Source organism: Pseudomonas sp. ICMP 10191 (genome assembly GCF_001467335.1).
In the GTDB taxonomy this organism is placed as follows: Bacteria; Pseudomonadota; Gammaproteobacteria; order Pseudomonadales; family Pseudomonadaceae; genus Aquipseudomonas; species Aquipseudomonas cerasi.
Genome location: NZ_LKGW01000146.1, coordinates 91,342 through 114,523, shown reverse-complemented (window position 1 = coordinate 114,523; position 23,182 = coordinate 91,342). Strand labels below are relative to the sequence as shown.

The window sequence follows — 23,182 nt, the reverse complement described above, 5'->3', positions numbered from 1 at the left end:
AAAAGCGATCTGCCGCCATGCTCATAAAAGCCTATTTGTTCCTGCTTGCAGGAATTGTCGCTGAAACAGTGGCGACCATCGCACTGAAAGAAAGTAACGGGTTTACCCGTTGGGTCCCGGTTATTGCCTCTATCGCGGGCTACGGGCTCGGAATCGTCTGCCTGGGGTATGCACAACGGGACTTGCCCATGTCCCTGATCACCTCCATGTGGTCAGGGTTGGGCATTACGCTGATCACTGTCATTGCCGCGTTTCGCTATCAACAGGTGCCCACGTTAATGGCCGTGAGCGGTATCGGCCTGATCATCGCGGGCATCATTCTGGTCAATCTGGCCAAGGAACAAGTGGCCTGACAGCGCATGGTTGCCAGGCTCATATGTCGGTTCAAGCGAAGTCAAAAGGCCCTTCGAAACGGCCTATCGGCACCCAGTGGGTAATAAGGCCGGTGTCGGCCTTCCAGTGGTGCAGCAACAGCGCGGGAGGCTCGACATAGGAAGCGTCGGCAGCATCCGGGCGCAGTTGCAAGGCAATGGCCGTCGTCGTGCTCGGGGCCGTGCACATCAGCGTGCCGCCAAAGCGCAGCTGCATGAAACGATGAATATGACCGCAGACGATTCGCTCGACAGCCGGGTATCTGGAGACCACCTCGGCCAGCCGCTCGCCCCTTTCACAGCGATAGGCGTCGATGCAGTGAATGCCACTTGAAAACGGCGGCTGATGCATCATGATCAACGTCGGTTTGTCAGGCTCCAGCGCCAGTGTACGATCCAGCCATTGGGTGGCGGTATCGGTCATGTCGCCGTGGTGCTGGTCGGGCACGCTGATATCCAGCCCGATGATGCGCATCGGCGCGGAACCCGAGTCGACGAAGCTGCAGTTTTCCTCATTGATGAAGTAATCGTGCTCCGGGAAGGCACTACGCAGGTTCTGCCGATGATCATGGTTGCCCGGTATCATCAAAAACCTCTGGCGCAGCGGCTGCAGCAGCTCTCGGGCCATTGCGTACTCCTCGGGTCGCCCCTCGTCCACCAGATCACCGCTGAACAGGATCAGATCAGGCGCCGGATCCAGGGCGTTTATCGTTTCGACGGCAGCCGCCAGCATTGCATTCGAATCGACAACGCCTTGATAGAGTAGCCCTCTGGGTCGTACATGCGTGTCAGAAATGTGCGCTATCAGCATTCCATTACCTCAATCGTGACCAGGTCGCTTATCCACTAGTACAGCGAACCTGCAACGACCGGGCCAGACTTCGCCCCGGCCATTACTGAAGCGCGGCAGCGATTGAGAACACCGCAGTCTTTAAACCTCTGGAAACACTGGTTCTCCCAGATTGAGCATCAGCCGGTTCGCCCAGGCGAATATCGAGATGGCGTGAATCAGGTCCAGCACCTGTGTATCGTCCAGCCCCTGCTCGTACAGCGCCTGGATATGCCCGGCGTTGAGCGAGGCCGGTTCGAGCGTCAGGTCGATGGCGAACTGCACGATGGCTTTTTCACGCGCGGTCGTACCTGCCGTATGGGGGTCGGCAAATACCTGGGCGATAACATCATTGCGCTTGGCCAATTGTTCGAAGCGTTGCGCGTGCACTGACGCGCAGTACACGCAGCGGTTGATCCGCGACACGACAGTGCTCGCCAGCTCCCGCTCGGCGCGCGACAGGCCACCCGGTGCGTACATGATCGCGTTGAACGCCTGTGAGCGCTGACGAAGGATGTCAGGGTGATGTGCCAGGGTCAGGTAGTAATCCGAGGTCTTGGCCTGCGGGTGGCTTTCTTCAAGCACAGCGACCTGCCCGGCGGTCGCGCTGCTCAGGTCCACGGTTGGCAGCCAGGCTTTCCAGCCCAGTACCTGATTGGTGAAACCTTCAATTTCAATCAGTTCGCTCATCAGGCTGCTCCGGCAGACTTTAACGCATCCAGCCCTGCGGCCAGACGCACTTGATAGGACAGGAATGCGATCAGTTGTGCCAGCACTACGATTTCAGCGGTGCTCAGGCCCTGATGTTGCAGCACCTGCAACGCGCTTTGATCGCCGTGTACCGGAGACTCGATCAAGGTCCGCGTGAAGCGCAGGATCGCCGCCAGACGTGGGTCTTCCAGCAGATCGATTCGGCTGGCGTCCACATCGGCCAGCACATTTGCCTCGGCGCCTGCCGTCCGCACCTGCGACAGGTAATACCCGCTCAGAGTCGGCTGCGCGCTCAGCAGCGTTGCGTAATACGCCACCCAAAGGCGTTCGCTCAGTGACAGGTTGTGTGCCAGTGCCGGGTCGAAAAACAAGTCCTGACTGCCCTGGGTTGCCAGGGCCACCTTGTCCCGCGCATGACGAACCGCGTGCAGCGGACTGCCGGGTGCAATGCCCAACAGGCTATCGAGGGTGTCCGGAGTCGTTGAATGTTCAGTGGTCGATGTCATGACAGGTCCTGCAATGCTGTGGTTGCATTCGCGCAGCCGCTGGCAAAAGCGGCGCGTTCATGAAAGAGAATCAAGGCTGCTCGGTGACCATGGTCGCTGCAGTGCGGTCGCTGACCAGCGGCTCGACCTTGAGGCCTTTGCGCGCTGCCCAGATGTTCTGGTAATGGAACAGCGGGATGATGCCGACGTCGTCACTGACAATCTGCACCGAGTCCTGGAGAATCTTGCGGCGCTTGGCCTCGTCGAACTCAGCGGTCGAATCAGCCAGGGCCTTGTCCACCAGCGGATTGCTGTAATGCCCCCAGTTGGAAGCGCCCTGCCCTTTGCTGCTGTCGACCGTGGTCAGAATATTGGTCAGGGCATACGCCGCCTCGCCGGTGCCATTGCCCCAGGCAATCACGCTGATCGCCAGTTCATTCTTGTTGGCCTTGCCCGCGTACACCGCCCACGGCAATACCTCCAGCTGAACCTTGACGCCTATCCGTGTCCAGAACTGCGCCACCGCCTGCATGACCTCCGGTGCCTGCGGATAACGGTCGCCCGGTACGTGAACGGTCATTTGAAAGCCTTCGGGAAAGCCTGCCTGCGCCAGCAGATCCTTGGCCTGCTTGACGTCATAGGGAATGTTCTTGATCTGCGGGTTGTAACCGAACGTATTGGCCGGCATCCATTGATTGGCTTCGGTGACGGTGCCCTGCATGATGCGTTCGTTGATGGCCGGGCGGTTGATGGCCAGGGACAGCGCCTTGCGCACCCGCACATCCAGCAGCGGGTTTTCGGACAGCGGCTTGCCTGCGTTGTCACGAATGAACTCGTTCGGCCCGGCACGGAAACTCGGCTGAATGATCAGCGCACGCAGCCCCTGATAGGCGAAGACATTGACGTTCGGCGTTTTACGCAGGCGCTCCACATCAGTAGGCGATACCTTGTCGATCACGTCGACATCGCCCGCCAGCAAGGCTGCAGTACGGTTGGCGGCGTTGGCGATGAAACGGAAATCAACCTTGTCCCAGGTCGGTTTGCCACCCCAGTAACTGTCATTGCGAGCGAATATCGTGCGATCACCCGGCACGAACGAGACAAACCGGTAAGGTCCGGTGCCAATCATCGCCTTGCCCGAGTTGTAATCGGCGCTGCTGGCTGCCGCACCGGCGTGGCGACTGACGATATAGATCGAATCGACGTCCGGCAGCAGATTGGCGTTGGGCGAACGGGTCTTGATGATCAGTGTGTGATCGTCCTTGGCCTTGACCGATTCCACGGTACGCATGGCCCCTGCGTAAGAGGCCACGCTGCCGGGTACGTTTCGCGCGCGCTCGAAGGAGAAGACCAGATCATCGGCGGTCAGCGGCGTGCCATCCTGCCATTTGACGTCATCACGCAGGGCGAACTCCCAGGTGGTGTCGTCCACGACCTTCCAGCTCTTGGCCAGGCCTGGCAGGGTCTTGTCATCACGGCGGCTGACCAGCGATTCGAAGGCATGCAACGCTACCGAACGGTCTCCGGCATAGTTATTGAGCTGTGGATCGAGAGACGAGACCGGGTCGGCATAGCCGATGCGCAAGTCCTGTGCCGTGACACTGCCGGCGGCCAGCAGCAGGGCCGACGCTAACAACGAACGAACGAGTGGTTTCATGGGTGATTCCTTGTACGCAATGGCAGAAGGTGACGGGTTTGAAGTGCCCGTTCAGCGTTGGTCATTCAGGTGACAGGCGCTCTGGTGATTCGGCGAAACCTCCCGCAGCGCTGGAACTTCCTCGCGACAGCGCGCCATGGCGTGCGGGCAGCGAGGGTGGAAATGACACCCGGCAGGCGGGTTAAGCGGGCTGGGGATTTCCCCTTGGATCGCGTCATAACGGGTACTGCGAATATCGAAGCGCGGGATCTGCGCCAGCAAAGCCTGGGTGTACGGGTGATTGGCCCGCGCGAACAGGTCATCGACCGATGCTGTCTCGACCACACGACCCAGGTACATCACGATGACGCGGTCGCAGAGGTGCTCGACGACGCCCAGGTCATGGCTGATAAACAGATAGGTCAGGCTCAGTTCGTCGCGCAGGTCCATGAACAGATTGAGGATCTGCGCCTGAATCGACACGTCCAGCGCCGCCACCGACTCGTCGCACACCAGCAGTTCCGGTTGCACCGCCAGCGCACGGGCAATCCCGATACGCTGACGCTGGCCACCGCTGAACTGATGCTGATAGCGCTGGCGCAATTGCGGGCTGAGCCCGGCACGCTGCAATTGCGCACTGACGTAATCGTCTGCGCCCTTGCGGTCGGTCAGGCCGTGCAACAGCGCACCTTCGCCGACGATCCGGTCGACCCGCAGACGCGGGTTGAGGCTCGACGACGGGTCCTGAAAAATCATCTGCACTTTCAGGCGCAGCGCCTTGCGCTCACGTGTGGTCAGGCTGTCCAGCGGCCTGCCGTCCACCGACGTGGTGCCTGAAGAGACCGGCAGCAGCCCGGCAACCATGCGCCCCAGGGTCGATTTGCCACAGCCTGACTCGCCCACCAGCCCGACCACTTCACCGCGCATGATGCGCAGATCGACACGATCCACCGCATGGGTCAGCGGTTTTGCATGGGTAAGGTGCAGCCGTTGCAGGAGCCCCTGAAGGGAGCGCTTATCCACGGCTTTGCCGAAGGTCTTGCTGACCTGATGCAGCTCGATAAGGGGAATCTGATCACTGGGCATCGGCCGCTCCTGGGTGAAAACAGCGAACCATCTGGCCCGGTCGTGCCTCGTGGGGTTGAGGCTCCTGCGCACAGACCTGCGAGGCTCTGGGGCAACGCGCCGCGAAAGCACAACCGACCGGCATCGACAGCAGGTCGGGTGTCATGCCCGGGATCTGCCGCAGGCGCTGGCCGCGCTGGTTGCGACTTGGCAGGCTGTCGATCAGCCCTTGTGTGTAGGGGTGTTGCGGGCGATCCAGTACATCGGCGACCGAACCCTGCTCGACGATGCGTCCGGCGTACATCACCGCCACATCGTCAGCCAGCCCCGCGATCACGGAAAGATCATGGGTGATCCAGATCAGCGAGGTGCCCTGCTCGCGCACCAGCTTCTGCACTTCACTGAGAATCTGCGCCTGAATCGTCACATCCAGCGCCGTGGTCGGCTCATCGGCAATGATCAGGTCCGGCGCATGCAGCAGCGCGATGGCAATCGCCACCCGCTGGCGCATACCGCCAGACAACTGATGCGGATAGGCGCGCAGACGTTCTTCCGGGCTGGCGATGCCCATCAGCGCCAGCGTGCGGCTGGCATGTTCGCGGGCCTCGCGCTTGCTCAGCGGGCTGTGCGCACGTACGGCCTCGATCATTTGCGTGTCGACCCGCAGCACCGGATTGAGGGTCATCATCGGGTCCTGAAAGATCATCGCTACCCGGTTGCCCTGAATGTCACGCAGTTGCGAGGCAGACAGTCTGGTCAGATCGCGCCCCTTGAACAGCACCTGGCCGCCGCTGATGCGCCCAGGTTCATCGACAAGACCGAGGATCGAAAAGCCGGTGACCGACTTGCCCGAACCGGACTCACCCACCAGGCCCAGAATGCGTCCCGGCTGTACCCGCAGCGAAACGTTGCGCACCGCTGGTAGCACACCGGCGCGGGTATGAAACGAAGTGCACAGGTCGCGCACATCCAGGGTCGGCTTTTGGGCTGCGTCAGGTGCAGGCGACATTTCAGACACGCTCATCGCTGTAACCTCGGGTTCAGGACATCGCGCAAACGGTCACCGACCAGATTGATCGCAACGATAGTGATCAACAGCGCCAGGCCCGGAAACAGGCTGATCCAGTATTCATTGCTGAGCATGTATTGAAAGCCGTTGGCAATCAGCAGCCCCAGAGATGGCTCGGTGACCGGTACGCCCAGGCCGAGAAACGACAGGGTTGCTTCGAGCGTGATGGCGCGGGCGATCTGCAAGGCGCCGATCACGATCAGCGGTGGCAGGCAATTGGGCAAAATGTGGCCAACCACAATACGCAGCGGCCCCACGCCCTGCCCGCGCGCCGCATCGACGTATTCACGGCGGCTTTCGGTCAGCGCCTGACCGCGTGCGGTGCGCGCGTAATAGGCCCATTCAAGCATTATCAGAGTCAGCATCACGTTGCCGACGCCCTTGCCCAGCCAGGCAAGAATCATCAGCGCCATGAGAATCACCGGGAACGACAGCAGCAGGTCGACCAGACGCATCAGCAAAGCATCGAGCCAACCGCCGACATACGCAGACACCAGCCCGAGCAGCGTACCGATCACTGCCGCAATCAACGCCGAGCCAATGCCTACCCACAGACTGATGCGCAGGCCATAGATAATCGCCGAGACCAGATCGCGGCCCTGCCCGTCGGTACCCAGCCAATAGATGTAACCGCTGTCCCCATTGAGGCTGCCAGGCGGCATGCGCGCGTCCATGACGTTGAGCTGCATCAGGTCGTAGGGGTTCTGCACCACAATCCACGGCGCCAGGGCTGCAACCAGCACAATGAGCAGCAGGACCACCAGGCCCGTCACCGCAGTGGGCGAGCTGAAGAACTCGGTCAGCACTCGTCGCCAGGGTGACTGGGCCTGCAACAGCGTGCTGCCGATCGGGGCTTTTTCAATGACATTCATCGGGAGGCCTCGATGCGTACACGTGGGTCCAGCAAGTAATACAAGCCGTCGACGATCAGGTTGAGCACCACGAAAATCACCACGACCACCATCAGGTAAGCGACCACCACAGGGCGGTCAAGCATGTTGATGCTGTCGAGAATCAGCTTGCCGGCACCCGGCCAGGCGAAAATGCTTTCAGTCACTACGGCATAGGCGATGGTCGAGCCCAGTTCCATGGCCAGCACCGTCACCACCGGAATCATGGTGTTGCGCATGACGTGCATGCACATCACGCGCATCGGTGACAGGCCCTTGGCGCGGGCGAATTTGACGAATTCCTGGGGCAACACTTCGCGCACACCGGCTCGGGTCAGGCGCAGCACCAGGGAAATCTTGAACAACGCCAGGTTCAGCGCTGGCAACAGCAGGTGCTGCAAGCCGTCCAGCGTCAGCCATGACCATTGCACGCCCAGCCACTCACGGGTCTCGCCCCGACCGCTGGCCGGTAGCCAGCCCAAGGTGATGGAGAAGAGCATGATCATCATCAATGCGACCCAGAAGGCTGGTAGCGAGAAGCCGACAATGCTGGCGGCCATCATCAGCCGGGACAGCGGATGCTCGGGGTACATGCCGGCAAACATTCCCAGCGGCACACCGATGACCACTGCCAGAAACAGGGCGCTGAACGCCAGTTCGAAGGTTGCAGGCAAACGCTGCAGAATCAGGCGCATGGCGTCCTCGTGATACACGAAGCTTTGCCCCAGATTGCCGTGAACCGCACCCTTGAGAAAAATCAGGTACTGCTGCCACAGCGGCTGGTCCAGCCCCAAATGCGCGATGGCCTGCAGACGCTCGGCCTGATTGAGGTCTTCACCCACCAGAATGTCCATCGGGTTGCCGATGGCATTGAGGCCGACGAACACCACCAGCGTCATCAACAGGATGACCAGCAATGATTGAGTCAGCCGACGCAGCGCCCAGCCGATCATTGGCGCAGCTCTGCAGCGCCTGGCTGGCTGGCGACCCACTCATCGCCCAGCAGCTCTGGCTCGGCGTAATCGAGCATGGTGTCGAAATGCAGGGCGATGTCCTCGTTGAACAACTGCCCGACCAGGGCATGGGCCAGACGTTTGGAGCCCTCGCTGATAGCAGGAATGTCACCGGACACCGCGCCGTAGCTCAATGCTGCTGGATAACTGAAGCAGTGAATGTGGTTCAGCCCCGGGCAGGCGCCTGGGGTCTTCTCCTGAAATTCGAAGCAGTTGCCCAGATCCGGCAGCGCAGCCAGTTCGGCATCGGTTTCGCCGCTCGGTGCCTGGAAGCGATCCTGCCAGACGCGGATCTGCGCAGAGAATGGCGCAAATTCCGGGCGCTGCCGGAAGTCGGTGCGAAACCCGGTGGCAAATACCACGAAATCTGCTTCGATACGGGCCTTCGGCGTATTCAGCCAGACGCCTCCAGCAGCGCTCTCCTCGACGGAAAGCACCGGACTGTCGAGCATGAACCGCGCCTTGCCGGAAGCGGACACTCTGAGGGTACTGCCGCGCGGCGGTGGGACCTGCTGGGTATTGAGGTAGTGGCGAATGCGCCATTTCCAGACGTCGGGCAGGCGCCAGTAGCCATGGACCATGCCGGGATTGCCGACGCCCTTGCCTTTGTTGATGCGCGGCAGCTCGGCACGCCGGATCAGCAGATCGACCCGCGTTGCGCCAGCCTCCAGCGCCGTGGCAGCGCTGTCCATCGCCGAGGCGCCACCGCCGATGACCGCAACGCGTCTGCCGGCGAACCAGCTGTCCTGCAAACCCGCCGCCGAGTGTGTCCACAAGTGCTGCGGCAACTGCCGGGCAAAATCCGGCACCCAAGGACCGCCCAGACCGTCCCGACCCGTGGCGAGCACCACATGGCGGGCCAGCAGGAATTGCGTCTGCACCGGCGTGACGACATCCAGCTCAATCAGACCGTCCGTTCTGGGCGCTACCCGGCTTATGCGGTGCTCATTGCGTACGTCCAGGGCCAGCACCTTGCGATACCAGCGCAGGTACTCGGCCCATTGCAGACGTGGAATCTTGTCCAGCAACGCCCAGCCGTCGACGCCGAATTGCGCTTCGTACCAGGCGCGAAATGTCAGCGCTGGCAAGCCCAGCGCCGGCCCGGTCAACTGCTTTGGCGAGCGCAGGGTCTCCATCCGTGCGGTGGTGGCCCAGGGGCCTTCGAAACCTGCTGGTGACTGATCGAAAATGACCGCCGCTACGCCGAGGTTGCGCAGCTCTGCGGACAGCGCAAGACCGGCCATGCCTCCGCCGATGATCGCTACGTCGAGCACGGCCTGCCCTGCGCTGATCCTGGGCTTGACCCATGGCTTGGCGGGCAGATCCAGCCAGGCCAGATCCTGCTGCAAGCGAGCTTCCAGAGCGGCCAGGCCAGTGGGTGCGTTCACATCGGACATTGATCGGTACTCGAAAAAATGATCGGGCTACAAGCCCGAGCCTTGATTCAAAGCACTTCAAGAATCATTCCAATATTGTTTTAAATGAATTCTTAAAGCCTTTGAATGCTTAATTCGAATAGTAAAAGCCGATTTTTATTCTCGCAACGCGCAAAAAAGCATATTTATATTCCAAAATGGAATTTGAGCGAGCTTTGCGTACCGAGAAACAAGGCGTTACGGAGGCTATTCATGGACGCGCTGCGTCCGGCTTTCAGTCTTGTGCGACGACAGACGTTATCAGCAACCGGGCTTTAATGCCGTCTGCATGGCCCGCTCACTCGGCATAAATGCTCTGTAACAGGGCATCGTGCGCGCTGTCTTCGTGCATGATCATTTCCGGCAGCAGGATTTTTGCGCTGTCGGCAATTTCATCGATCAGCGCGCTCGCCACATCCGACAACGGGCTGGCGAAGGCTGAAATCAGCCCGAAGAAAAACGGAATGTTGCAGGCGATCGGTCTGACGACCAGGCCTTGTACCGGCACCCCCAGCGCTGTGAACGGATCGACCAGTGCAACGCCCAGCCCGACCCTGGCCATCTGCATGGCAATCAGCGACGTATTGGTGTCCAGCATGCGCGGCGGCTGACCACCCGCCTCCTGAAACGCCTTGTCGATGCGTCGACGAAAGCGATACGGGTTGGCCATGGTGATCAGCGTTTGCTGACGCAGCAGGTCCATCGACAGCACCTCATGAGCAGCCAGCGCCGAATCGGCTGGCAATACCGCCACACAAGGCGCCTCGCCGATCCAGTGGATTTCCAGACCACGATGCTCCAGCGGCAGGCTGACCGCGCCCAGGTCCATGGTTTTCGACAGGACAGCCTGAACCACGTTCTCCGGAGACATGCTCTGCAGCTGAATCTGTTGCGGACGCAGGTGCGCGGGCAGGCGCGACAATGCAGCAGGCAGCAGGCCAGCCGCCAGGGCCGAGATCGCCACCAGCTTGATCTGATGGTTCTCCTCCTGGGCAATGTGCTGCGCGCGCTGGCGGATGTTGCGCACCCCCAGCAGCGCACTCTCCACTTCGCCATACATCATGAATGCCTTGTGGGTAGGCGTGACCTTTGGCCCGCTGCGCTCGAACAACGCAAAGCCCAGTTCCTGCTCGAGCTCCTGAATGGCCCGGGTGACCGAGGGCTGAGATCGGCCGAGCATTTTCCCTGCCGCCGTGACACTGCCTGCCGACATGACTGCCGCGAAGGCTTCGAGCTGACGCAAATCCATAAGCATGCCTTGATCGATACACTGCCGATGAGAAAGCACGACGCTGTGCTCCCCGGTTCAAAGCGCGAAAGTCTACACGCTGGTAGCGCCTGACGTGAGCCAGCACCTCATCCGGCGATCATTACCCGGTTTCGGCCCTGCTGTTTGCCCATGTACAGCGACGTGTCGGCGCGATTGAGGGCCAACTGAAACGCCTCGCCCGTGGCGATGGTCGCCACAGCGACTGTGGCGCTGACGGCGATAATGCGCTCGTTGATCAGACCGGCCTCTTCGGCGATACGCCGCCAGATACGTTCTGCCGCGCGCAGTGCGTCTTCGGGCGTAGTGTCAGGCATGAGCACCAAAAATTCCTCGCCGCCCCAGCGCGCTGCCATATCACTGCTGCGCACGCTCGAACCGATGATCTCGGCGACCCGTTGCAGAACCACATCGCCGGTTTCATGCCCGTGGATATCATTGATCTGTTTGAAATGATCGATGTCGAGCAGGATCAACGAAGCCGACAGCCCCTGCCGTCGGCCTTCCAGCTCGCGTATGCGATGCAGCACTCGTCTGCGCGTATAAAGATTGGTCAGGCTGTCGCGGTTGGCGATATGAAACAGGCTCAGTTGCATCGACGAGGTGAAACGTACCGACAGTGCAGTGGCATAAATCGACAGAGTGGTCGCAGAGAGTACGTTGACGATACCGAACGCATCGAGCACGTTCTGGCTGAGACCGGATCCCTGCCCCGTGTATCGGCGAAAGGCAAAGCAGCCCACCAGCGACAGCAGAATCGCCACGCTGTAGGCAATGCGTCTGATGACGTTCAGTTGAAACGTGAAGGCAATGACGGGAATCACGCAGAATAGGTAGAAACTGAAGTTGCTTTCCCAGCCCAGCTGCCACGTCGCGAGCACGGCATGGCCGATGATCTCCAGGCACATCAGTTGTCCGGCTTGTCGATGCCGACGCCTGCGGATCAAGTAGATGCAGTTGACGTAAACCAGCGTGCTGACGATGTTCGCCATCCACATGATCTTCATGCCCAACCCCAGGAACACTGTCAGCCACACACAGTGAATGCCCAGAGCGACATAAACGATCGGGGTGATGTGTTTCCAGAACTGGATAGCCGTGTCCTTGAACAGCTGGGTGCGGTCTTCCGTCGGAAGGCTCATCATCACGTTATCTCGAAATGCAGGTGGAATATGACCATCAGCGTAGGGGCGAGATCATGATGTATTGTCGGCCTGAACCGACGCCGCTTTATACAGCGACTGGATAATATATTTGTCTGCAGCGCCCGAACCCCGTGAATGCCGGAAGGACTCAAATGGACATCATTGAGACCGTGTAGTGCAATCCCGTGCCTGAATTTTCATAGTCAGCTGGCCGTCGGCAGCGTCCGGCAATATGCAGTGAGCTTGCACTCCGGGCAGCGTATGGCGGTTTTTCGTCGCTTTACGGTAGCGATCCTGATGCTCCGGAAATACTATCGGGAGCGGACCTTGTGTTGATCACGTATTGCTCGTCAGCCCGCCAAGATGCAGGCAGCCCTGAATGATTCGGAAGGAAGCTTACCGATGGAACGTCTCACCGCAAAAGACTTTGCTCCTGAACTGCTTGAGCTTTATGACTACTACGCACACGGCAGGATCAATCGGCGCGAGTTTCTCGATCGTGCAGCGCTGTTCACCTTTGGCGGCCTGACCGCCAGTGCGCTGCTTGCCTCGCTGAGCCCCAACTATGCGCTGGCAGAACAGGTGGAATTCACCGACCCGGACATCATTGCCGAGTATGTCTCCTATCCTTCACCCAAGGGGCATGGTCAGGTTCGCGGCTATCTGGTACGTCCGGCCAAAGCCGCCGGAAAAGTACCCGCAGTGGTTGTGGCACACGAGAATCGCGGCTTGAACCCTTACATCGAAGACGTGGCGCGCCGCGTTGCCAAAGCCGGTTTCATTGCGTTGGCACCTGACGGGCTGTCGTCGGTCGGCGGCTATCCGGGCAACGATGACAAGGGCCGTGAGCTGCAGCAGACGGTCAACCCGGAAAAGCTCATGAACGACTTCTTTGCCGCCATCGAGTGGCTGATGAAGCATGACGCTACCACCGGCAAGGTCGGCATCACCGGTTTCTGCTACGGCGGCGGTGTGGCCAATGCCGCGGCGGTTGCGTACCCGGAGCTGGGCGCTGCGGTGTCGTTCTACGGGCGTCAGCCCAATGCCGAAGACGTGGTGAAGATCAAGGCGCCGGTGATGATTCACTACGGCGAACTGGATACCCGCATCAACGAAGGGTGGCCGGCCTATGAAAAAGCCTTGAAAGCTGCGGGCAAGACGTACGAAACGTACATTTATCCGGGCGCCAATCATGGTTTCCACAACGACTCCACCCCACGTTACGACGAAGCCGCGGCCAAACTGGCCTGGGACCGCACATTGGGATGGTTCAACAAGTACCTGGTCTAAGTTCTGGCCGAACGGCGCGGCACAGATCTGTGACGCGCAGCATCACGCAAGGCATTCCCACGCAGGAGCGTGAGGAACGATAGTCCTGTAACTATCGTGCCCATGCTCCGCGCGGGCATGCCGTTCTGGACGCTCTGCGTCCTCTCTATAGTGCCCTCACCCGTTCCAGCAGTACCTGTAGTGGATGCTGCACCACTTTGCCATCCTGGCGCTTGACCTGGCTGCGGCATGAGTAGCCATCGGCGACCAGTCGACCTTCACCGCCATGCCGCGCCACCAGTGGCTGCCAGGACTGACGATAGATGATGTCGCTGGTTTTCGCGTTTCGGGTTTCATGCCCATAGGTGCCGGACATGCCGCAGCAGCCGCTGGCCAGCACTTCCAGCTTGAGCCCGGCGCGGGCGAAGGCTTTCTGCCAGAGGCCGACACTGGCGGGCTCGTTGGTCTTTTCAGTGCAATGCGGCAAGAAGTAGTACGTCTCTTCCGATGCCCCATCACGACCTTCCTCGACCGTGGACGCCAGCCATTCCTGCGGCAGCATGACCTCGGGTACATTCTCGCTGCCCAGCGTCTTGCTGTACTCCTGGCGGTAAACCAGGGTCATGGCCGGGTCCAGACCGATCAGCGGGATGCCGTACCCGGCCAGCTTGCCCAGCGACTGGCTGTTGAAACCGGCAGCCCTCTCGAACGCCTGCAGAAAACCCTGCACCTGCAGCGGCTTGCCATTGGGCGCAAACGGTGCGAGGTAGACCTGATAACCGAGACGCGAAATCAGCTCCAGCCAGTCTGCCGCCAACGGGGTTTCGAAGTATCGGGTGAATGCATCCTGAACCAGCACCACCGTGCGCTTGCGCTCCTCCTCGCTCAACGCGGCCAGGCGCTGCGGCGTAGCGATGCCGACATTCCAGCGAGCGCAGGCCGCGCGGAAGTCGGTCAGGCTCAATAACGGGCTGTCGACCATGCCTGCCACATGCTCAAGCAGGTAACGCACCAGCCTTGCGCCCATGATCGCGTTATACAGCTTCGGAAAGCGCGCCAGGTGCGGGATGCTGAACTCCAGCGAGCCAATCAGGTAATCCTTGATCGGGCGCAGGTAGCGGCTGTGGTACAGCTCGAGAAAGCGCGAACGGAACTCGGGCACGTTGACCTTCACCGGGCACTGTCCCGCGCAGGACTTGCAGGCCAGGCAACCGGCCATGGCGTCGTAGACTTCATGGGAGAAATCCTTCTGCCCCGCAACTCTGGCGACGCTGTTGACGGTTCGCTCGGCAAGGCTTTTCAGCACATTGGCACTGCGCGCCCTGGCGCTGGCGGTGAGGACATTGACGTCCTGCTCGCCTTGCAGACGCAGCCATTCCCTGACCAGCGAAGCGCGGCCCTTGGGTGAGTGAATACGATCACGGGTGGCTTTCCACGACGGGCACATGGCATCGTCGGTGTCATAGTTGTAACAGGCGCCGTTGCCATTGCAGTGCAGCGCGCTGTCGTAGCTTTGCCAGACGCGTTCATCGATCGTGCGATCCAGGTCACCACGCAGTGTCACTTCATCCACCAGCGTCAAGCGCGATTCCGGCACTGTCGCAGGCGTTGCGATCTTGCCTGGGTTGAGCTGGTTGAACGGGTCGCAGGCGGCTTTGAGGGCCTGCAATGCGGGATACAACTCGCCGAAATATTCAGGCACGTATTGCGAACGCAAGCCCTTGCCATGCTCGCCCCAGAGCAGCCCGCCATAGCGTTTTGTCAGCGCGGCGACGGCGTCGGAGATTGGCCGAATCAACGCCGCCTGCGCGGGGTCCTTCATGTCCAGAATCGGTCGCACGTGGAGCACGCCGGCATCCACATGGCCAAACATGCCGTATTGCAGCCCGTAGCTGTCCAGCAGCGCACGGAACTCCTGAATGTAGTCGGCGAGATTTTCCGGAGGCACGGCAGTGTCTTCGACGAACGGCTGCGGCCTCGCTTCACCCTTGACGTTGCCGAGCAGCCCCACCGAGCGCTTGCGCATGGTGTAGACGCGGTTCACCGCTGCACTGCCAGCCGCCAGCGTGTGGCCGAGGCGCACCACCGATGTGTCAGTCTGCAAGTGCGCAACGAACGCATGAACGCGCTGTTCCACCTCACTCAACTCATCGCCGCTGAATTCGATCAGGTTGATGCCCAGCGTCGGCGTCGCAGGGTCCTGGGGGAAATACTCGGCGACGCCATGCCAGACGATATCCTGCATGGCCAGCATCAGTACCTTGGAGTCCACGGTCTCGATGGACAGCGGTTTGTGCGCCATCAGCGCCTTGGCGTCCCGCAGGGCGTCCATGAAACCGGCATAACGAACGTTGACCAGAATCGAATGTTTGGGGATCGGCAGGACGTTGAGTCGGGCCTCGACGATAAACCCCAATGAACCTTCGGAACCGCAAAGTACGCTGTTGAGGTTGAAGCGGCCGTCTTCCTCGCGCAGGTGCGCCAGATCGTAGCCGGTCAGGCAGCGGTTAAGCGGCGGAAAGACATCCTTGATCAGTTGTGCCTGCGTATCGGCGATCTGCTGCGCGCAACGATAAACGTCGCCCGCGCGGTCGACGCGTGCCTGCTCGCTGGCCAGTTGTTCGACATTCAGCGCATGGCTGTTGACGTACGAACCGCCCAGCAACACCGTGGACAGTTCAAGGACGTGGTCACGGGTCTTGCCGTAGGTGCAGCTGCCCTGCCCGCTGGCATCGGTGTTGATCATGCCGCCAATCGTGGCGCGGTTGGAAGTCGACAGTTCCGGCGCGAAAAACAGCCCGTGCGGCTTGAGCGCGGCATTGAGCTGGTCCTTGACCACACCGGTCTGCACGCGCACCCAACGTTGCTCGACGTTGATCTCAAGAATAGCGTTCATGTGCCGCGACAGGTCGACCACCACGCCGTCGGTCAGCGACTGCCCGTTGGTCCCGGTGCCGCCGCCACGCGGGGTCAACACCACCTGTTTGTGCTCGGGCCGCGCCGCCAGCCGGGCGACGATTGCGACGTCATGGCTGTCCATCGGGAACACGGCAGCCTGCGGCAGGCGCTGGTAGATGGAGTTGTCAGTGGCCAGTACTGTGCGCGAACCGTGGTCACGGGCTATTTCGCCACGAAAGCCGCCCTCCGCCAGGGCATTGAGGAAACGGTCATAGTGACCGACCTGCTCGGAAGTCGGTTTCAACAGCGCAATCATGGGTGGTGTTCCTCGCTAGGCGTTTTATATGCAAAGCACGTATGCTTCGAAACGCTCGAATGCATGGCGTTATCAACGGTTAGCGTGATTCTCCGGCCTGTCATGCTTCAGTGCAAACGTAAAACCTGCCGTTTTTCCATGAGCTTTATGAATGAACACCCGAAGACTGACGCCCTCCATGTCGCTGCTGCTTGCCTTCGAGGCGGCCGCCCGGCATGGCAGCTTCACCAAGGCCGCAGATGAGCTGGCCCTGACCCAGAGCGCCGTCAGTCGGCAGGTGCAGGCGCTGGAGGCACAACTGGAAGTCGAGTTGTTCAAGCGCGATGGCAGACGCATCGAGCTGACCACCGCAGGCGCGCTGTATCAGCATGAGCTGGCTGCCGCACTGGGCCGCATCCGCAGTGCAACTCTGCAAACCATCGCGCACAAGGCCGAAGGCGGCACGCTGCATCTGGCCGTGCTGCCCACCTTCGGCTCGAAGTGGCTGCTGCCACGCATGAATGACTTTTACACCCGGCATCCGGGCTATGTGGTGCACATCCATTCACGCATCGTGCATGCCGACCTGACGCCCGCGGCCAGCGAAATGAACGCGATCATCTGTGCCGGCAACGGCAACTGGCCCGGTTACATCGCTCATCCGCTGGTCAGTGAAAAACTGGTGGTCATTGCCAGCCCGGCAGCCCTTGCCGGCTACCAGTCGATGACTCCGGCGCAGGTGGCCCAGCATGCGTTGCTGAGCGTTGTGTCGCGGCCCAATGCCTGGTCGGACTGGTTCGACAGTAATCGGCTGGACCACCACATCATGCGCCCCGGCCCGAGTTTCGAACTGACCTCGCACCTGATCCAGGCCGTCGCGGCCGGCATTGGTATCGCACTGGTGCCGCGCATTCTGGTGCAGGACGAAATCCACAGCGGCGAACTGGTCACCCTGTTCGAGCCTCTGGACAGCGGACGCAATTACTATCTGGCCTACGCCACGCGCTTTCAGAACCTGCCATCGCTGTGTGTGTTCAGGGACTGGCTGCTGGCGACGCCGTTTCCCGACCCTTTGTAAAACCTGCCCGCAACAGGAGCCACTGTGCGTATCGAGCCCCTTCCGCCGCTGCAGAACCTGATCGCTTTCGAAGCTGCCGTCCGGCATGGCAGCTTCACGCGTGCCGCCACCGAACTGAACCTGACTCAGAGCGCGATCAGCCGTCAGGTCGCGCAACTGGAGGAATTTCTCGGCCGCGCGCTGTTTCGTCGCGAGCACAAGCGCATTCATCTGACAGTCGCCGGGCAGATTTACGCCGAGCAGATCCAGCGCGTACTGACCCTGTGCGCCGAGGCCACCGCACAGGTGATCACTCACAGCGGTGATCAGCAACTGACCCTGGCCTGCTCCAGTGGCGTGGCGGCCTTGTGGCTGGGGCCTTTGCTGGGACGTTATCGCGATGCCTTTCCGGCCGTGGATATCCGACTGCGCGTGGTCGATGGGCTGGATTCGCTGATTCGCGCCGAATTCGATCTGGCGCTGTATTTTCTGCGTGAAGTCTCACCGGCAGGTCTCGACAGCCGTCTGCTGTTCGCCGAATCGGTCAACGCCTATTGCTCGCCCGACTACCTCGGCGGGCGCCTGCTGGAGCCCGCGCAACTGCTGGATCATTGCCTGCTGATGCTCGAAGACGGCCAGCGTCAATGGCTGTCCTGGGGTGACTGGTTCGGCCGCCAGGGTGTCGATGCCTCGCTGATCCGCAAGCGCATGACCGTGAACCTGTATCCGGTGCTGGTCGATCTGGCGGTCGCCGGGCATGGCATCGTGCTCGGCTGGCAGCCGATGATCGACCGCCACGTACAGTCCGGCGCGCTGGTGCCCGCGTGCCGCAAAAGCGTCGGCGCGGTAGGCGGCTATTATCTGCTGACACCCAACGACAAGACGCCTCGGCGTGCCGCGCGTGCCTTCGAGAAATGGCTGGCAGACGAAATAGCCACACTGGCTCCACCGCTCTGAATCCTGCATGCGTTTGGCGCATGCAAATCTGCGTAATAAGCGTTTTGTTAAAATCGGCCCAGCGCCTACTCTCGACTGAAACGGGCAAAAAGACCTGACTCGGCCGCACTCACACACACCCTGCCCCTCAATCAATGCAACCGATGCAGGGGGTTTCCCTGCGTGTATCGCATGCAGGAGCCTATCCAGTGAGCACACCACAATCCTCTGCTTCACGCACCCATGAACAAAAGGCACGCCGCGCGGTGGTTGCCACGGTCATCGGCAATGGCCTTGAATGGTTTGACTTCACGGTCTACAGCTTCTTCTCGGTGATCATCGCCAAGGTGTTCTTCCCCACCGGCAGCGAACTGACGTCTTACCTGCTGGCGTTGGCGACCTTCGGGGTGGGCTTCTTCATGCGTCCGGTAGGTGGCATTGTGCTGGGCATCTACAGCGACAAGCGCGGGCGCAAGGCAGCATTGTCGCTGACCATCCTGCTGATGGCGCTGGGGACACTGATCATCGGGCTGACACCCGGCTTTGCGCAGATCGGCTATCTGGCACCCCTGCTGATTGTCCTGGCGCGTCTGCTGCAAGGCTTCTCTGCCGGTGGCGAGATGGGCAGCGCCACGGCGTTTCTCACCGAGCATGCGCCTGAGGGCAAAAAAGCCTTCTACTCCAGCTGGATTCAGGCCAGCATCGGCGTCGCGGTACTGCTGGGTTCCGCGCTGGGCGCGGTGCTGTCCAGTTACCTGACCCAGGCACAGCTCGAAAGCTGGGGCTGGCGGGTGCCGTTTCTGATCGGCACGCTGATCGGGCCGGTCGGCTTCTATATTCGCAGCCGGGTTGACGAGACACCTGCCTACAAGACTGCAAAACCGGTCGAATCGCCGCTGCGCGAAGTGATCAAGACCTACCCGCGACAGACCCTGATCAGCTTTTCGCTGGTCGTGCTGTGGACCGTCTGCACCTATGCCATCCTGTTTTACATCCCCTCCTACGCCCAGCGCGTGCTCGGCCTGCCGTCATGGATAGGCTTCAGCGCCGGCATGATGGGCGGCGCGGTACTGATCGTCGCCACACCGATTGTCGGCGCCTTGGCCGACCGCAGCGGGCATCGCCCGTGGCTGCTGGGCTCGGCCATTGCCATCTTCCTCAGCGCCTACCCGATGTTTCTGTTCATCAACCAGATGCCGGGGCTGTTTTCACTGTTGATCTTCGAGCTGGTGCTCGGCCTGCTGATTTCCGCTTACATCGGCTCGATCCTCGCAGCCTTCGGTGAATTGCTGCCAACCCACGTGCTGTCCACTGGGCTTTCGGTGGCCTACAACTTCGCCGTCACGATCTTCGGCGGGTTTGCCACCTTTACCATCACCTGGCTGATTGCCTCGACCGGCAGCAACCTGGCACCGGCCTTTTACATCATGTTCGCCGCCATCGTCAGCGGTATTGGCGCACTGCTTTATCACGACCGTGCGCCCGCGGCTCACCCCCCCTTGTCTGGAGCTTACCAATGAGTACCACTGAACCCACACGCCTTATCCTGCGCAACGGCCGCCTGCTGGACGTGCAACGCGGGCAATTGATTTCGGGCCAGGAGGTCGTGATCGAGGGTGAGCGCATTGTCGAAGTACGTGCCGAGGGTGAACCGGCCCCGGCTGGCGCTCAGGTCATCGATCTGGGTGGCAGAACACTGATGCCCGGCCTGATCGACTGCCATGTGCACGTGCTGGCTTCCAACGCCAACCTGGGCATGAACGCCTTGCAACCCAACGCAATCATCATGTACCGCGCCTTGCCGATTCTGGCGGCGATGCTCGACCGTGGTTTTACCACCGTGCGCGATGCCGGGGGCGCTGACTGGGCACTGGCCCGTTCGATTCAGATGGGGCTGATTCCCGGCCCGCGCATCTTCGCATCGGGCAAGGCACTGTCGCAGACCGGCGGCCATGGCGACATGCGCGCACGCGGCGAATTGCTGCTCAACGAGCCCTGCTCCTGTTGCTTCCGCGCCGGGGCCATCGCCCGCGTGGTGGATGGCGTCGACAACGTGCGCCTGGCGGTGCGCGAGGAGCTGCAGCAAGGCGCCAACCAGATCAAGATCATGGCCTCGGGCGGTGTGTCCTCGCCAACCGACCCGATTGCCAACACCCAATACAGCGAAGCTGAAATCCGCGCCATCGTCGACGAGGCCGCCGCCGCAAACACCTACGTCATGGCGCATGCCTACACCGCTCGGGCGATTCGCCGTGCCATCGAGTGCGGTGTCAGAACCATCGAACATGGCAACCTGGTCGATGCCGACACCGCGCGGCTGATGGCCGAAAGAGGCGCATTTGCGGTGCCCACCCAGGTCACTTACGAAATGCTCGCTGAATACGGCGAACGCTTCGGGCTGCCGGCTGACTCGGTCGCCAAAATCGAGGATGTGCGTCAGGCCGGGCGCAATGCCCTGCTGCTGTTCGCCGAAGCGGGTGTACCGATGGGCTATGGCTCGGATTTGCTGGGGGAAATGCATGAGTACCAGACTCATGAATTGAAGATTCGCGCCGAACTGCTGGGTAATCTGGCAGCGCTGCGCAGTGCCACAAGCGTGGCAGCGCAGATCCTTCAGCGCGAAGGCGAACTGGGCTGTATCGCCGCCGGCGCGATCGCCGATCTGCTGGTGGTGGATGGCGACCCGCTGAGCGATATCAGTTGCCTGGTCGGTCAGGGCAAACACTTGGCAATGATTGTCCAGGGCGGTCATGTGCGCAAGAACACCCTGGTCTGACGCCTGGTCAGTGCGCGTTGTGGTCCCAGATCCAGTTCCACACACCGGGCAAGCTGACAGGCTCGCCCGCCTCCTTGACCGTCCTGGCCAGTGCTGCGCGCTGCAACTGCGCACTGTCGTCGTAGAACGGCTTGTCGGCGAGCCTTACGCCAGTCTGCCCGGCACTGTCGACCAGAATCTGCAGGTACTCCCGCGCATGCCGCGCGGTGTAGCGGTTCAGGTCGTGGAAGGTCACCACCACCGGAATCACGCCATCCACCGCAGGCAGCTCTCCGGCGGCAATGCGTTCGCGCACCTGCGAGAGCTGGCTGACCATGTTGGAACGGCGGCGCAGGCTGAAGTTATAGCCCCAGATCTTGCCGTCATTGGCACTCAGGTCAGTGAGCAGTACCTGCAGATGGTGGCGCTGATAGGCGCTGAACGTGCGTTTGTCGTAGTTCCAGAACGGCGGACGCAGCAAGGTGGTCGGCACACCGGTGATAGAGGCGATGATCGCGCAGCCCTGGGTCAGGGATTGCTCCAGTTCCTCATCGCTCAGTGAACGGTGGTTGGTGTGGTGCGGCGTGGCGGTGTGAAAGCCCAGCAGGTGCCCTTCTTCATGCTGACGGCGCATGATCGCCCGGCCCTGATCACTGTTACCCGCACCGGTTGCGCCGGTCTGCACGAAGAACACCGCCTTGATGCCCGGCTGCAGCGGATTGTCGGCCAGGCTATCGAGCACGGTGATGCTGGGGTTGTAGAACGTCGAGGCGCTCGGGCCATCGTCGAAGGTCAGCAGAAAGCGCACCGGTGGCTGTTGCTGCAGCTGCGCGGCGGTTTTCGCGGTCAGCGGGATCGGCGCGCTGATGCAGGCCGACAGGCTTGCAGCGATGGCCAGTACGCAAAAAGCCTTGAGCACGAACTTAATCACGATGGGGAATCCTGTGGCCGGTCTGCTGAAGCGCCCGCATGATCATCCACAGGCGCGGCAAACACAATCACTGCCGCCCGAAGTTTATCGGCACCGAAACAACTCATGCGATTGAAGTCGGCATGGCTTACCGGCATATGTTGGCAGTCAATGGCTTGCCGATGCAGGCTGTGATCAATATCGGGATCGTGCAGGTAGACGAAATCGCTGTCGCAATCGGTGACCATCACCCAGTGCGGTGCCTTGGAACGGGTCAGGCGGTAACTGCTGATCAGCACCAGCGGCTTGCCGCCCTCGGCCAGTAAGCGCGGCAGGTTCAATGAGCGGTTGGGCAGCGTCTCTACACCGCAGGTTCGCAGCTCATGACAGAACTGCTCATGAACCAGGCGAATCACCTGTTTCTTGTTGTCGCTACGCACGCCGCCCAGAAACAGCGGGCCCGAGACCGACACCAGCAACTTCACGGCAAAGCCCCGTCGCCGAGCAGCCAGCGCCAGCCCCTGAGGACTGCAGCCGCCGTGGCCGGAGGTCATAAACACGGTGGTCGCCTCGCGCCAGATCTGCAGCTCTTCGGCACGCCCCATCGAACGCGCAGGTTGCAGGGCTTTCATGGCCATCAACAGACAGGCCGGGCCGCAGGTGAACTCCAGAGTCTGCTGGTAGTAAGGCACTGAGCGACTGTCCAGCCGGGCGTGCTCAACGATACGTTTCTCGTAGCGCAAGGCCGGGGCATGGTCCTGGTAATAGTCGTCGACCTGAGCGAAACGCCGGTAACCATTGCGTTCGTACAGTCCGATAGCCGAGTGGTTATCAGGGCGCACCTCAAGGCGCAGGTAAGCACAGTCGCGGCCCACGGCCTTCTGCTCGGCACGTTGCAACAACTGCTTGCCCAGCCCCTTGCCCCGCGCCGCATCGGCAATCGCCAGCGAATACAAACGCCCCAGCGAGGTGCCCCGATGAAACAGCACCAGCGCATAGCCGGTGAGCTGTCCGGCCTGCTCGGCGACGATCAGGCTGGCATTGGCGCGGCGAATCATCCAGTGAAAGCTGCGCTCGGTCAGACGGTCGCCGTCAAAACACTGGTTCTCCAGAAGCAGCAAATCATCGACATCGGTTTCAACTGCATCTCGAAATATAAAGTCCAT

Annotated in this window: 20 protein-coding genes; 6 read left to right on the top strand and 14 right to left on the bottom strand. The window is 61.0% G+C overall.

Annotated features, from left to right (window positions below; genetic code table 11):
- Window positions 1-17 precede the first annotated feature (17 nt).
- On the top strand, window positions 18-353 hold the full coding sequence (locus AO388_RS22385) for a DMT family transporter (protein ID WP_004662130.1): 336 nt from the start codon (window positions 18-20) through the stop codon (window positions 351-353).
- Between the two features lie 31 nt (window positions 354-384).
- Here AO388_RS22385 and AO388_RS22380 read toward each other — a convergent pair whose 3' ends face one another.
- From AO388_RS22380 to AO388_RS22330, 11 genes are all read right to left on the bottom strand, one after another.
- Complete coding sequence (locus AO388_RS22380) at window positions 385-1,182, bottom strand: phosphodiesterase (RefSeq protein ID WP_058417152.1); 798 nt, start codon at window positions 1,180-1,182, stop codon at window positions 385-387.
- Window positions 1,183-1,302: 120 nt separating this feature from the next.
- Complete coding sequence (locus AO388_RS22375; protein WP_058417151.1) at window positions 1,303-1,890, bottom strand: peroxidase-related enzyme; 588 nt, start codon at window positions 1,888-1,890, stop codon at window positions 1,303-1,305.
- Window positions 1,890-2,417, bottom strand: a complete 528-nt coding sequence (locus AO388_RS22370) for a CMD domain-containing protein (protein ID WP_058417150.1) — start codon at window positions 2,415-2,417, stop codon at window positions 1,890-1,892. The genes AO388_RS22375 and AO388_RS22370 overlap by 1 nt, the downstream gene beginning before the upstream one ends.
- Before the next feature lie 70 nt (window positions 2,418-2,487).
- Window positions 2,488-4,053 (bottom strand): ABC transporter substrate-binding protein, encoded by a 1,566-nt coding sequence (locus tag AO388_RS22365; protein ID WP_058417149.1) that lies wholly within the window; start codon window positions 4,051-4,053, stop codon window positions 2,488-2,490.
- A gap of 51 nt (window positions 4,054-4,104) precedes the next feature.
- A complete protein-coding gene (locus tag AO388_RS22360; RefSeq protein ID WP_058417148.1) occupies window positions 4,105-5,118 on the bottom strand; it encodes an ABC transporter ATP-binding protein in 1,014 nt (337 codons plus the stop codon).
- The gene (locus tag AO388_RS22355; RefSeq protein ID WP_058417147.1) at window positions 5,108-6,121 is read right to left on the bottom strand and encodes an ABC transporter ATP-binding protein; all 1,014 of its coding nucleotides are present in this window, start codon (window positions 6,119-6,121) and stop codon (window positions 5,108-5,110) included. Before AO388_RS22355 ends, AO388_RS22360 begins: the two co-directional genes overlap by 11 nt.
- On the bottom strand, window positions 6,118-7,038 hold the full coding sequence (locus AO388_RS22350) for an ABC transporter permease (RefSeq protein WP_058417146.1): 921 nt from the start codon (window positions 7,036-7,038) through the stop codon (window positions 6,118-6,120). The genes AO388_RS22355 and AO388_RS22350 overlap by 4 nt, the downstream gene beginning before the upstream one ends.
- Window positions 7,035-8,009 carry an ABC transporter permease gene (locus AO388_RS22345; protein WP_003369562.1) on the bottom strand — a complete coding sequence of 325 codons (975 nt, stop codon included), beginning with the start codon at window positions 8,007-8,009 and terminating at the stop codon, window positions 7,035-7,037. Before AO388_RS22345 ends, AO388_RS22350 begins: the two co-directional genes overlap by 4 nt.
- Window positions 8,006-9,466: an NAD(P)-binding domain-containing protein gene (locus AO388_RS22340; protein WP_058396949.1), complete on the bottom strand. Its 1,461-nt coding sequence runs from the start codon at window positions 9,464-9,466 to the stop codon at window positions 8,006-8,008. Before AO388_RS22340 ends, AO388_RS22345 begins: the two co-directional genes overlap by 4 nt.
- A 316-nt stretch (window positions 9,467-9,782) precedes the next feature.
- The gene (locus AO388_RS22335) at window positions 9,783-10,733 is read right to left on the bottom strand and encodes a LysR family transcriptional regulator (protein ID WP_058417145.1); all 951 of its coding nucleotides are present in this window, start codon (window positions 10,731-10,733) and stop codon (window positions 9,783-9,785) included.
- Between the two features lie 107 nt (window positions 10,734-10,840).
- Window positions 10,841-11,896, bottom strand: a complete 1,056-nt coding sequence (locus AO388_RS22330; protein WP_058417144.1) for a GGDEF domain-containing protein — start codon at window positions 11,894-11,896, stop codon at window positions 10,841-10,843.
- Between the two features lie 402 nt (window positions 11,897-12,298).
- On the opposite strand from AO388_RS22330, the gene yghX reads away from it, so the two are divergent.
- Window positions 12,299-13,186, top strand: a complete 888-nt coding sequence (gene yghX, locus AO388_RS22325; protein WP_003416575.1) for a YghX family hydrolase — start codon at window positions 12,299-12,301, stop codon at window positions 13,184-13,186.
- A 145-nt stretch (window positions 13,187-13,331) separates the two neighbouring features.
- Here yghX and ydiJ read toward each other — a convergent pair whose 3' ends face one another.
- Window positions 13,332-16,379 (bottom strand): D-2-hydroxyglutarate dehydrogenase YdiJ, encoded by a 3,048-nt coding sequence (gene ydiJ, locus AO388_RS22320; protein WP_003434054.1) that lies wholly within the window; start codon window positions 16,377-16,379, stop codon window positions 13,332-13,334.
- A gap of 151 nt (window positions 16,380-16,530) precedes the next feature.
- Between ydiJ and AO388_RS22315 the strand changes: the two genes are divergently transcribed.
- From AO388_RS22315 to AO388_RS22300, 4 genes are all read left to right on the top strand, one after another.
- Window positions 16,531-17,436 (top strand): LysR substrate-binding domain-containing protein, encoded by a 906-nt coding sequence (locus AO388_RS22315; RefSeq protein ID WP_003369550.1) that lies wholly within the window; start codon window positions 16,531-16,533, stop codon window positions 17,434-17,436.
- Between the two features lie 24 nt (window positions 17,437-17,460).
- Window positions 17,461-18,372 (top strand): LysR substrate-binding domain-containing protein, encoded by a 912-nt coding sequence (locus tag AO388_RS22310; protein WP_003434056.1) that lies wholly within the window; start codon window positions 17,461-17,463, stop codon window positions 18,370-18,372.
- 188 nt (window positions 18,373-18,560) lie between these two features.
- A complete protein-coding gene (locus AO388_RS22305; protein WP_058417143.1) occupies window positions 18,561-19,871 on the top strand; it encodes an MFS transporter in 1,311 nt (436 codons plus the stop codon).
- Window positions 19,868-21,127, top strand: coding sequence for a metal-dependent hydrolase family protein (locus AO388_RS22300; RefSeq protein ID WP_003434059.1), 1,260 nt, complete (start codon window positions 19,868-19,870; stop codon window positions 21,125-21,127). Before AO388_RS22305 ends, AO388_RS22300 begins: the two co-directional genes overlap by 4 nt.
- Before the next feature lie 7 nt (window positions 21,128-21,134).
- Here AO388_RS22300 and AO388_RS22295 read toward each other — a convergent pair whose 3' ends face one another.
- Together AO388_RS22295 and AO388_RS22290 are read right to left on the bottom strand one after the other, a co-directional pair.
- The gene (locus AO388_RS22295) at window positions 21,135-22,037 is read right to left on the bottom strand and encodes a polysaccharide deacetylase family protein (protein WP_003434061.1); all 903 of its coding nucleotides are present in this window, start codon (window positions 22,035-22,037) and stop codon (window positions 21,135-21,137) included.
- Complete coding sequence (locus AO388_RS22290; protein ID WP_058417142.1) at window positions 22,034-23,182, bottom strand: GNAT family N-acetyltransferase/peptidase C39 family protein; 1,149 nt, start codon at window positions 23,180-23,182, stop codon at window positions 22,034-22,036. The genes AO388_RS22295 and AO388_RS22290 overlap by 4 nt, the downstream gene beginning before the upstream one ends.